This window comes from Streptomyces tauricus (genome assembly GCF_014650955.1).
Lineage (GTDB): Bacteria > Actinomycetota > Actinomycetes > Streptomycetales > Streptomycetaceae > Streptomyces > Streptomyces tauricus.
Genome location: NZ_BMVY01000001.1, coordinates 140073 through 151835, shown reverse-complemented (window position 1 = coordinate 151835; position 11763 = coordinate 140073). Strand labels below are relative to the sequence as shown.

Sequence of the window (11763 nt, the reverse complement as noted above, 5' to 3'; positions counted from 1 at the left end):
CACCGGCGTACAGCGCTTGGCTCTATGCATAGGGTGTGGGCTGCGACCGCCGCCCGCACCGGTGCGGCGGTCGGGCACGAGCACGCAGTCGAGGGGAAAACCGCCGTCCGATGAACCAGATCCTGTTTGCCGGGGCCATAGGCCTGTTCCTGACACTCGGCGGCACACCACTGCTGATCAAGCTGCTGGCCCGCAAGGGCTACGGCCAGTTCATCCGGGACGACGGACCCCGCGGCCACCACGGCAAGCGCGGCACACCCACCATGGGCGGCATCGCCTTCATCCTGGCCACCCTCGCCGCGTACGCCCTGACCAAGGTCATCACCGGTGAGCCGCCGACGTTCCCCGGTGTGCTGGTGCTGTTCCTGATGGCGGGCATGGGTGTCGTCGGCTTCCTCGACGACTACATCAAGATCGTGAAGCGGCGTTCGCTGGGGCTGCGGGCCGGCGCCAAGATGGCGGGCCAGCTGATCGTCGGCATCCTGTTCGCCGTCCTGGCGATCCGGTTCGCCGACGACCGCGGACTGACTCCCGCCTCGCTGAAGCTGTCGTTCGTGAGCGACTTCGGCTGGACCATCGGTCCGGTGCTGTTCGTCGTGTGGGCCCTGTTCATGATCCTGGCCATGTCCAACGGGGTGAACCTGACCGACGGTCTGGACGGACTGGCCACCGGCGCGTCGGCGATGGTCCTCGCCGGCTACACCTTCATCGGTCTGTGGCAGTTCCAGAACTCGTGCGCCAACGCGATGAACCTCACCGATCCCGGTTCCTGCATCGAGGTGCGCGATCCGCTCGACCTGGCCGTCGTCGCCTCCGCGCTGATGGGTGCCTGTATCGGGTTCCTCTGGTGGAACACCTCACCCGCCAAGATCTTCATGGGTGACACCGGTTCGCTCGCGCTGGGCGGCGCGCTGGCGGGTCTGGCCATCTGCTCCCGCACCCAGTTGCTGCTCGCCCTGCTGGGCGGGCTGTTCGTCCTGATCACCCTGTCCGTGGTCATCCAGGTCGGCTCGTTCAAGCTGACCGGCAAGCGGGTCTTCAAGATGGCCCCTCTGCAGCACCACTTCGAGCTCAAGGGCTGGTCCGAGGTCCTGGTCGTGGTCCGCTTCTGGACCATCCAGGGGATCTGCGTCATCCTCGGGATCGGTGTGTTCTACGCGGGCTGGGTGGCGGGCTGAGCCCACTGCGACCTGCCGGTGTGTGAAGGCGCGGCGGCCCCGGATTCCGGCTACGGCGACCGGCGTCTGGGCTAGCCTGCGGGTATGAGCAGCGGACGGGAAGACCCGGAGGGCGAGAGCTGGCTGGCGGCCATCCGGGCGTCCTACGACGCCGACGCCGCCGACTACGCGGAGGAGACACGCAACCTCCTGGCCGAGCTGCCGCCCGAGCAGGAGGTCATGGCGCTGTTCGCCGAGTGGGTGCGCGCGCAGGGCGGCGGGCCCGTCGCGGACGTGGGGTGCGGGCCCGGGCGGATCACCGCCCACCTGAGGGACCTCGGCGTCGACGCCTTCGGTATCGACCTGTCACCCCGGATGATCGAGGTGGCCCGACGCGAACACCCCGGCCTGCGGTTCGAGGTGGGCTCGATGACCCGACTCGGCCTCGCGGACGGCGAGTTGGCCGCCCTGCTCGCCTGGTACTCCATCATGCACGTCCCCGACGACGCGATCGGCGAGGTCTTCGCCGGCTTCCGCCGGGTGCTGCGGCCCGGCGGTCTGCTGCTGCTGGGTTTCCACGTGGGTGACCCCTCATCGCCCGAGCCCCACGACACCGACGAGAGCCGGCCCGACGGCTACGGCCACCGCCGCCGACCGGGTCAGGTGGCCACCTGGCTGGACGAGTCCGGCTTCACGGTCGAGACCCACCCGACCCTCACGTCGGCCGCCCGCAGACTCGGCGGAGTACTGCTGGCCCGCCGCTAGCGCCTGACTGCCCGCCTACTTCACATGGCCGGTGAACACAGCGGTCTCCGATTCGTAGTCGGGTGCGACCTCCACCTGGAGGTACTTCTCGTCCGTGGGGAGTTCGCAGGCCCAGACGACGGAGAGCGAACGCCCGGCGAGGACGCGGGTCTCGGGAAGGCCGTCGAGCCCTTCGTCGAAGATGGCGTCACCTTCCTTGCCCTCGTCGCCGTAGGCGCAGTTGACGCTGAGTTCGTCGGCGTTGACGCTCTCGTCGGACCCGTTCACGATCTTGATGGTGAACTTGGCGTACGGCGTGTTCCCCGGGGACGCGTACTCGCTCGACGTGCCCCGCGAGAACTTCGACAGGCTGACTTCCACGTCGTTCTCGTAGGCGACCGGTTCACTGAGGCTGTAGACGCCGTCGCCGGACTCCTCGGCGACCGGTTCGGTGTCGCCGTCGGCCACGGCGGGCGCGTCGTCCGCCGGCGCGACCTCGGTGACCGTGACGGTCGGGGCCGGCTTGGCCGCGCTGTCACGGCTGCCGCTCACCGCGATGCCCGTGGCGACGACCGCGACGACGACGGCGGCCGCGGAGCCGATGACGACCGCGTTCGAGAGGTTCTTCTTCGCGGGCGGCGGCGGCAGGGGCGGCGGCGGGAAGCCCGGCATGCGTGGCGGTGTCGACTCATGGCTCATGTGTCCCCCTGTGTGACGCTGCCGAGGCATGCATCATGACGTTGCGAGCGAGACTTGTGGACCCTCCGTGGCCAAATAGTTCTCATGATGCGCAAGCGCTGTCCGTTTCCCCCATCGGCCCACCTTCGACGGGGAACTCAGGACGCCGCCAGTCGGCGTGCCAGGTACGGTGCCGTCGCACTGTGGCGTGATGTCGCCACCTTCGCCGGGGTGCCTTCGGCGATCACGCGGCCGCCGGCGTCCCCGCCGCCGGGACCCAGGTCGATGACCCAGTCGGCGGTGGCGATCGTGTCCAGGTCGTGTTCGACCAGAACCACCGTGTTGCCCGCGTCGACGAGCCGGTGCAACTGGCGCAGCAGCAGGGCGATGTCGGCGGGGTGGAGCCCGGCCGTCGGCTCGTCGAGGAGGTAGAGCGCGTGGCCACGACGGGCCCGCTGCAACTCCGTGGAGAGTTTGATGCGTTGGGCCTCACCGCCGCTGAGTTCCGTCGCGGGCTGTCCCAGACGCAGGTATCCGAGCCCCACTTCCCGCAGCGTCTCCAGGCTCCGGGAGGCGGCCGGGAGGTCGGCGAGGAATCCGGCGGCCTCGTCGACGGGCATGGCGAGCACGTCCGCGATGTTCCGGCCCCGGTACGTGACTTCGAGCGTCTCGGCGTCGTAGCGGGCGCCGTGGCAGGCCGGGCACGGCGCGTACGTCCCGGGCAGGAACAGCAGCTCGACCTCGACGAACCCCTCGCCCTGGCAGGTCCCGCAGCGGCCCTCCGCGACGTTGAAGGAGAACCGCCCCGCGGAGTACCCGCGCTTGTGTGCCTCGTCGGTCGCCGCGTACAGCTTGCGGACCGCGTCGAACATGCCGGTGTACGTCGCCAGGTTGGAGCGGGGTGTCCGGCCGATGGGCCGCTGGTCGACCCGTACCAGCCGGTCGAAGGAGTCGAGCCCCGCCGCGCCCCGCAGGTCGACCTCCAGCTCCGCGTCGTCGTCCTCGCTCCCGGCCCCGGTCCCGTCCGGGTTCTGGCCGAGGTGGCGGCGTACGACCTCGGCGAGCACCTGGGTCACCAGCGTGGACTTACCCGATCCGGACACCCCGGTCACCGCGGTCAGCACCTGCAGCGGTACGTCGACGGAGACGTCCCGCAGGTTGTGCCGGGAGACACCGCTCAGGCGCAGCCGCCCCCGAGGCTTCCGCGGGCGGTGCTCGACCGGCGGCGCATGCCCGGACAGGTACCGGCCGGTGGCGGACTCCGCGACCTCCTCCAGGCCGGGCACCGGACCGCTGTACAGGACCTGCCCGCCGCCCTCGCCCGCCCCGGGGCCGATGTCCACCACCCAGTCGGCCCGTCGCACCACATCCATGTCGTGCTCGACGACGAAGAGCGAGTTGCCCGACTCCTTGAGCCGGTCCAGTACGTCCAGCAGGGGCTCCGCGTCGGCCGGGTGCAGCCCGGCGGACGGCTCGTCGAGGACGTAGACGACGCCGAACAGACCGGAGCGCAACTGGGTGGCGATGCGCAGCCGTTGCGCCTCGCCGGGCGACAGGGTCGTCGAGCGGCGTCCGAGGCCGAGATAGCCGAGGCCGAGCCCGAGCAGCACCTCGATACGGGCCACCAGGTCCGCGCAGATCCGTACCGCGACCTCGTTGGTCTCCCCGGCCGGGTCCGTCGTGGTGGCCGCCTCGGCCTCGGACAGCTCCGCTACGGGCCGCAGCAGCACGACGACCTCGGTGAGGGGCAGCGCGTTGACCTCGGCGATGGACCGGCCGGCGAAGGTCACGGCCAGGGCTTCCGGCCGCAGGCCGCTGCCCTCGCACTCCGGGCAGGGCACACTCCGCACGAAGCGCAGGGCCCGTTCCCGCATCCGCTCGCTCCTGGAGTCGGCGAGGACATGCATGACATGGGCGCGGGCGCTCCAGAACTTGCCGTAGTAGCCGTAGTCGATGCGGTCGGCCTCCGGCTCGATCAGCACGGACGGCTGCTCGTCGGTGTGCAGCAGCCAGTCACGGTCCTTCTTCTTGAGCCGGCGCCACGGCTTGTCGATGTCGATGCCAAGGCCGCTCACGACGCTGCGCAGGTTGGCGCCCTGCCAGGCACCCGGCCAGGCCGCGATGGCGCCGTCGCGGATGCTCAGGGAGGGGTCCGGTACGAGCAGGTCGTCGGCGACGTCGACGACGGCGCCCAGCCCGTGGCACCGCGTACAGGCGCCGGCGGCGGTGTTGGGCGAGAACGCCTCGGCGGCGAGCCGCGGCACCCCGGGCGGGTGGGTGCCGGCTCGGGAGTACAGGATGCGCAGCAGGTTGCCCAGCGTGGTGAGCGTGCCGACCGTGGACCGGGAGCTGGGGGCGCCGTGCCGCTGCTGCAGGGCGACCGCCGGCGGCAGCCCGGAGATCTCCTGGACGTGCGGGGCGCCGACCTGCTGCAGCAGCCGGCGGGCGTAGGGCGCGACGGACTCGAAGTACCGCCGCTGGGCCTCGGCGTAGAGCGTGCCGAAGGCCAGCGAGGACTTCCCGGACCCCGAGATCCCGGTGAAGGCGACCATCGCGTCACGGGGAACATCCACGTCGACGTTCTTCAGATTGTGCTCGGCGGCACCTCTGACATGCACAAACGGATCGGACGCGGCACCCACCACAACGCCTCCTCACGCGACGACCCCACCCCACCCCTCCACCCTGCGCCTCCGGCCCCGCTCCGGCACCCGGAGCCCCCGGGTCCTCCACGGGCCGGGGCGCAGCCCCGCCCCTGGAGGGGCGCGGGGAACTGCGCGCCCAGCCCCCACCGACCCCGCAGACAGAACGCCACCCCCGGCGGGGGACCCACCAGGGACCCGCCAGCAGCCCGGTTGCCGACCCCGGTACCAACTAGGTACCATCCCCCCATGCCGTCCTTGAACATCACCTACAGCGACGAGGAGATGCAGGAGCTGCGCGCCGCGGCCGCAGCCGCAGGCACCTCCCTCAAGCAGTACGTCCACGACCTCTCACTCCGCGAACGCCAGCGCCAGCAGTTCGTGCGCTACGCCGTTTCCTGGGGCGAACTGCGGCGCGCCGAGTTCGACGAGGCGTTCCCGGACGAGATCCCGCCGGCCGGCCGCCACCAGGGAGCCGAAGCCGCCTGATGCTGCATGTCGACATCGCCTGGCTGCTCGACATCCAGGAGCAGGCCGTCCCCGAGGACGTGACGGTCGGGGACTACTCCGCCCTGGTGGCCGCGGTCGCCCGCCACAAGACCCGCATCCCCCGCCCCGGCCTCGCCACGCCGGACGCGTCCTGGCGGGCGGCGGCGCTCCTGCACACGATCGTCCGGCTGGAGCCCCTGCCGTACCGGAACTCCCTGTACGCCTGCCAGGTCGCCGTCGCCTACATGCACACCTCCGATGAGGGCATCGATCCGCCCTACGGGGCGCTGGTGGAGCTGGTGCGCGACATACAGGCCCGCAAGGCCACCGTCTACCAGGCCGCCGACCGGATCCGCACCTGGCGCATCTGACACGGTTCGTTGCCGGCTGCAGGCGGGCGGGGGCTGGTCGCGCAGTTCCCGCGTGCCCCTCAAGACGAAAGACAGGGGCGCAGCCCCGTCCTTCAGGGGCGCGGGGAACTGCGCGCTCAGCCCCCCCCCCCCCCCCCCCCCCCCCCCCCCCCCCCCCCCCCCCCCCCCCCCCCCCCCCCGCATGCGCGCACCCGCCGTACGGCCATCCGCACCGAGCGCGAACCCGCAGAAAGGCGGAGCCGCCCGGCGAACAGCGGGGAGGCATCCCGCCGGGCGGCCCTGGCATCGAACGCGAGCGATGCCTGACACCTTGATGCCTGACAAGCCGCTGTCAGGCATCAGTCGATCAGACGCACCCCGCAGGGATCGCCCGGGACACGTCGTCGATCAGGGCCTCGTGCGCCGCCTTGACCCGCCGCACATCGGGCTTGACGACCGCGCGGTCGTACGTGAGCAGCCCGTTCAGCTCGCCCTCGACGTCCGCGATCTGGGTGTACACCGCGCCGTTGCCGCCCTTGCAGGCCAGGGCGTGCACCTCGGCGAGCTTGGTGAGGTAGTCGTCGGTGTACGTGGCCGGATCGACGTCGACATAGGACTGCTGCACCGACCAGGCATGTCCGGGCACGGCGAGTCCGAGGCCGCCGTACTCACCCATGACCAGTGCCCGTCTGCCGTCCGGACGCGGTGGCAGGGCAGGGCTCGGATAGCCGTGCTCGTCCATGATGTCGCCGGTACCGCCGTCGGCGCCGAGGTTGAGGCCCGACTGGTTGTTGACCAGCCGTGTGGGGTCCCAGGCCTTGGCCTGTTCGGCGATGCGGCCCACGTCGTACTGGCCCCACCCTTCGTTGAAGGTGACCCACATGACGATCGACGGGCTGCTGATGTGCTCGTCGATCATCTGCTTCATCTCGCGCTCGTAGGTGGCGCGGGCGGCGGCGGACGGGTTCACGCCCGCTGTCATGGCCGGCATGTCCTGCCACACCAGCAGGCCGAGTCTGTCGGCCCAGTAGAACCACCGGTCGGGTTCGACCTTGATGTGTTTGCGGACCGAGTTGAAGCCCATGGCCTTGTGCATCTTGAGGTCGTAGGCCAGGGCCTTGTCGCTCGGGGCGGTGTGCAGGCCGTCGGGCCAGAAGCCCTGGTCGAGGGTGGCCATCATGAAGACCGGCTTGCCGTTGAGGACGGTACGAGGGGTCCCCTCGATGTTCTCCACGGCGACGGACCGCATGCCGAAGTAGCTGCTGACACGGTCCTTGCCGACACTGACCTTGAGGTCGTACAGGAACGGGTCGTCCGGTGACCACAGCCGTGCGTCACGGATCCGCAGGGTCAGCGGGGCGCCCGTGCGGCCGGAGACGGTGGCCACCTTGCGCTTGCCCTCGTACGCGGTCGCGGTGACCGGCACCCCGTCGCGTACGCCCTTCGGTGCGACCGTCAGCGTGCCGGCGTCCACGTCCGGGGTGAGTGCGAGCGAGTCGACGTGGTCGGCGGCGACGGGCTCCATCCACACGGTCTGCCAGATGCCCGAGGACGGGGTGTACCAGATGCCGCTCGGGTCCAGGCGCTGCTTGCCGATGGGCGGGTTCTCGCCGTTCGCGGCGTCCGTCGGGTCGTAGACGCCGACGATCAGCTCCTGGGTGCGGCCCGGCTTGAGGGCGTCGGTGACGTCGGCGCCGAACTTGTCGTAGCCGCCCTGGTGGTCGGCGACCTTCGTGCCGTTGACGTAGACCTCGGAACGCCAGTCGACCGCGCCGAAGTTGAGCCGCAGACGCTGCTTCGAGCCGATCTTCCAGTCCTTCGGGACGGTGAAGGTGCGCCGGTACCACATCCGGTCCTCGTGCCGTTCGATGCCCGACAGCTGGGACTCGACGGGGTAGGGGACGAGGATCTTCTCGGCGAGTTTCCTGCCCACCGGGGGCCGCTCCCCCGCCTCTGCCGCGGCGAACTGCCAACTGCCGTTGAGGTTTTGCCAGTTGTCGCGGGTGAGCTGGGGCCTCGGGTACTCGCGGTGGGCGTTGGCCGGGGTGACGTCCTTGCCCCACCGGGTGCTCAGCTGGTGGGTCGAGCGGTTGGTGCCACTGCTCCAGAAGGGCTTGACAACGTTGCCGTCCCGGGCGGAGAGACCCCCTGCCCCGTCGTAGCGCACATCGGCGCTGCCGCGCGCGGTGCCGGTCTTGTTGCCGACCACGGGTTCCTTGAGCGCGATCAGCAGGGATTTGGGATCGGCCGGGTCGAGCCGGATGCGCCCGAGCGGCCAGGTGGCCCCGCCGATGACCGCGTCCAGGTGGTCGACGAGTCCGGCCGGGGGCGCCTTGAGTTCCTGGGCGAAGTCGAGCCGCAGGGTGCGGCCGTCCTTGAGGACGGTGGTGGCGATGGCTCCGTCGTAGTCGTAGCCCGCGGGCAGCAGGAACGCCGACTGCGGGACGGCGGTCTTGGTGCCGCCGGGCGGAGTCCAGCGCAGATGGAGGTTGGAGCCTCCGTAGTGCTCGAAGTACTCGACCTTGATGTCGTACGCCGTGCCGGCGGTCAGCTCCACCGGTTCCGCGGTCTGTTCGCGGTCCCAGTCGTCGACCCAGTGGTCGATGGTGAGCTTTCCGTCCACCCAGAGCCGGAAGCCGTTGTCCCCGATGATCGAAAAGGTGGTGGGACCGGTTTTCTCGGGCACGATCCGACCGGTCCAGCGCACGCTGACGTCGTCCGACTTCCCGGTCGCGGAACGGAGCCGGGACTCCAGGTTGTCGAAGTCGAGCAGCGCGTCCATGCCGGTGGCCTTGAGCTCGTGGAAATCGAAGGCGCCGGGGGCGGACTGGGTGTAGTACTCCCCCTTGAGGCCGTGGACCTCGACAGGATCCTCCACGGCCGTCGCGACGGGCGCGGCGGCCAGTCCCGCGGCCCCGAGCAGTAACGCGAGGAGCAGAGCGAGCCGTTGTCTGAGTTGTATGCGTCGTATGCGTGATCTGAGCGAACCGAGTGACTTGAGTGATCTGATGCGCACGAATCCTCCTAGGGAGCTTCTGACGAATCTCCGCGGTGTCGCGACACCCGGTCTGCGCGGCGTCACGACGCCCGGCACACACCCCCGCCCAGGACCGGCTTCACCCGGCCCGGCCTGGGGTCCCACGCCCTTCGGGCTGTGCGGGAGCACCGAACGTCGTCCCCTCGCCCACGGAGACCGACGGAGGCCCATCGGAAACCCCCCGGGCCGTGTCCACGGCGTCCCGCCTGCCCCGCGGGCGGACGACGGGAGCTCGCGGACACGGCCTAGGGTGAGGAAGGGTGGCGGCTCGGAGCTTCAGTCTGTACAACGTTGGAAGCAGTGGCAGTTGGCATGAGAGCACGGGCTCCCACCCACTGTCCAGGTTCATGACACAGCTCCGGTCGCGGAGTTCCCGTCGATGCCGAGGAGATCCCTTGCGGGTCAGCCTGAAGGACGTGGCCGAACGGGCCGGCGTCTCGATCAAGACCGTTTCCAACGTCGTGAACAACTATCCGCACATCACCCCAGCGATGCGCGCCAAGGTCCAGGAGGCGATCGACGAACTCGGCTACCGGCCGAACCTCACCGCACGGCATTTGCGCAAAGGCCGTACGGGCATCATCGCGCTGGCCGTTCCCGAGCTGGGCAACCCCTACTTCGCCGAGCTCGCGGGCGCGGTGATCGACGCCGCCGCCGAGCACGAGTTCACCGTCCTGCTCGACCACACGCGCGGCGAGCGCCAGCAGGAACTGCTGGTCAGCCAGGGGTTCCGGGCCCGGGTGATCGACGGACTGATCCTCAGTCCGCTGGAGCTGGAGGCCGAGGATCTGCAGGGCCGGGCCGACGACGTGCCCCTGGTCCTGCTCGGCGAGCGCGAGTACGGTCTGCCCTTCGACCACATCGCGATCGACAACGTCGCCGCCGCCCGCGCGGCGGTGCGCCATCTGCTCGACCGCGGCCGGACCCGGATCGCCTACCTCGGGGTCCGTACGGACTCCGCGAACCGCCCCGCCCATCTGCGGCTCGACGGCTGGCGTGCGGAGCTGGCGGCGGCGGGCCTCACCCCCGACGAGAACCTGATCGTGCCCGTCGGCGGCTGGGACCGGGACGACGGCGCCCGGGCCATGGCCGAACTCCTTGACGCGGGCCATCGGCCCGACGCGGTCTTCGCCTTCAACGACCTCATCGCGATCGGCGCCATGCGGGTGCTGCACGAGCGGGGGCTCAGGGTGCCGTGGGACATCGCCGTGGTGGGCTTCGACGACATCGCCGAGAGCCGTTTCGGAGCCGTTTCGCTGACCACCATCGCGCCGGACAAACAGGCGATCGCCCGGCTCGCGGTGGCCTCGCTGCTGCGCAGTCTCTCCGGCCGTCAGGACCCCGGCGGACGTGAACTCACGGCGGAGTTCCGGCTGGTGGAGCGGGAGAGCACCCTCGGGCGGCGCTGACGGCGGGTCGAACGAATCGGTCGAGATTTCGGACGGAGGGGTTTACACGACCTCTCCAACGATGTAAAAACCTCCCCTGAACGCCGTGCACGCCGTATCGACCGTCAAGTGCCGAACTCCCGGGAGCGCTCTCAGCTCCGGGGCCGCGCCGTTTGGGGATCTCCATGAAGTCGACCGCATCTTCTCGTCGCACCACCGCTCGCGCCCTCCTCGCCACCGGCATCCTGACGAGCCTGGCACTCACCGGATGCACCAAGTCCGAGGACTCCTCCGACGACAAGGCCACCGAGCAGCAGGCCGACGCGGGTCAGGAGGTCGCCTCGCCGAGCGCCGGCTCCGGGGCCTCCTGCACCATCGACACGTTCGGCGGCAAGAAGCTCGATCTCAAGAACGCCACGGTCGGTTTCTCGCAGTCCGAGAAGGAGGCCAACCCCTTCCGGATCGCCGAGACCGACTCGATCGAGGCGGAGGCGAAGAAGCGCGGCATCAAGCTCCTCACCGCCAACGCCCAGTCGCAGTTCTCCAAGCAGATCAGCGACGTCCAGGACCTCATCGCCAAGGGCGCCGACGTGCTGGTGATCGCCCCGCTCAACTCGGACGGCTGGGAGCCGGTGCTGAAGACGGCGGCGGCCAAGCACATCCCGATCGTCACGGTCGACCGCAAGATCAACGCCGAGGCGTGCAAGGACTATGTGAGCTTCATCGGCTCCGACTTCGTGGAGCAGGGCAAGCGGGCCGCCGACCAGATGATCGAGGCGACCGGCGGCAAGGGCGAGATCGCCATCCTGCTCGGCGCGGCGGGCAACAACGTCACCACGGAACGCACCAAGGGCTTCGTGGACCAGATCAAGGCGGAGGCGCCCGGCCTCAAGGTGGTGTTCCAGCAGACCGGTGAGTTCGCCCGCGAGAAGGGCCAGTCGGTCACCGAGAACCTCATCCAGTCCAAGCCCGGGATCAAGGGCATCTACGCCGAGAACGACGAGATGGGCCTCGGCGCCGTCAACGCCCTCAAGGGCGCGGGCAAGAAGGCCGGCGACGTGAAGATCGTGACCATCGACGGCACGCGCAACGCCGTCCAGGGCATCGTGGACGGCTGGATCAGCGGGGTCGTCGAGTCCAACCCGCGTTTCGGGCCGCTGGCCTTCCAGACCCTGGACAGCTTCACCAAGGGCGAGGAAGTGGCGCAGGACATCGTTATCAAGGACAGCGCGTACACCGAGGCCAACGCCGAGTCGGACATCTCCAAGGCCTACTGAG

9 protein-coding genes are annotated in these 11763 nt (G+C 70.0%); 6 read left to right on the top strand and 3 right to left on the bottom strand.

Translation table 11 applies throughout. The features are described from left to right. Window positions 1-110: 110 nt before the first annotated feature. Together mraY and IE278_RS00570 are read left to right on the top strand one after the other, a co-directional pair. Window positions 111-1178 carry a phospho-N-acetylmuramoyl-pentapeptide-transferase gene (gene mraY / locus IE278_RS00575; protein ID WP_189767579.1) on the top strand — a complete coding sequence of 356 codons (1068 nt, stop codon included), beginning with the start codon at window positions 111-113 and terminating at the stop codon, window positions 1176-1178. Window positions 1179-1262: 84 nt separating this feature from the next. After that, window positions 1263-1922 carry a class I SAM-dependent methyltransferase gene (locus tag IE278_RS00570; RefSeq protein WP_189767576.1) on the top strand — a complete coding sequence of 220 codons (660 nt, stop codon included), beginning with the start codon at window positions 1263-1265 and terminating at the stop codon, window positions 1920-1922. 15 nt (window positions 1923-1937) lie between these two features. On the opposite strand, the gene IE278_RS00565 is transcribed toward IE278_RS00570, so the two are convergent. Together IE278_RS00565 and uvrA are read right to left on the bottom strand one after the other, a co-directional pair. Then, a complete protein-coding gene (locus tag IE278_RS00565; RefSeq protein ID WP_189767574.1) occupies window positions 1938-2600 on the bottom strand; it encodes a hypothetical protein in 663 nt (220 codons plus the stop codon). A 137-nt stretch (window positions 2601-2737) separates the two neighbouring features. Next, complete coding sequence (gene uvrA, locus IE278_RS00560) at window positions 2738-5224, bottom strand: excinuclease ABC subunit UvrA (protein WP_189767572.1); 2487 nt, start codon at window positions 5222-5224, stop codon at window positions 2738-2740. Between the two features lie 246 nt (window positions 5225-5470). On the opposite strand from uvrA, the gene IE278_RS00555 reads away from it, so the two are divergent. Further along, window positions 5471-5710, top strand: coding sequence for a type II TA system antitoxin, ParD family (locus IE278_RS00555; RefSeq protein ID WP_189767570.1), 240 nt, complete (start codon window positions 5471-5473; stop codon window positions 5708-5710). Beyond that, window positions 5707-6081: a toxin Doc gene (locus IE278_RS00550; RefSeq protein ID WP_189768964.1), complete on the top strand. Its 375-nt coding sequence runs from the start codon at window positions 5707-5709 to the stop codon at window positions 6079-6081. The genes IE278_RS00555 and IE278_RS00550 overlap by 4 nt, the downstream gene beginning before the upstream one ends. A 346-nt stretch (window positions 6082-6427) precedes the next feature. On the opposite strand, the gene IE278_RS00545 is transcribed toward IE278_RS00550, so the two are convergent. Beyond that, window positions 6428-9031: a PA14 domain-containing protein gene (locus tag IE278_RS00545; RefSeq protein ID WP_189768962.1), complete on the bottom strand. Its 2604-nt coding sequence runs from the start codon at window positions 9029-9031 to the stop codon at window positions 6428-6430. A 461-nt stretch (window positions 9032-9492) separates the two neighbouring features. Here IE278_RS00545 and IE278_RS00540 point away from each other — a divergent pair, with 461 nt between their 5' ends. Together IE278_RS00540 and IE278_RS00535 are read left to right on the top strand one after the other, a co-directional pair. Then, on the top strand, window positions 9493-10506 hold the full coding sequence (locus tag IE278_RS00540) for a LacI family DNA-binding transcriptional regulator (protein ID WP_189767568.1): 1014 nt from the start codon (window positions 9493-9495) through the stop codon (window positions 10504-10506). A 164-nt stretch (window positions 10507-10670) separates the two neighbouring features. Next, window positions 10671-11762, top strand: a complete 1092-nt coding sequence (locus IE278_RS00535; protein WP_189767566.1) for an ABC transporter substrate-binding protein — start codon at window positions 10671-10673, stop codon at window positions 11760-11762. The last annotated feature ends 1 nt before the right edge of the window (window position 11763 follow it).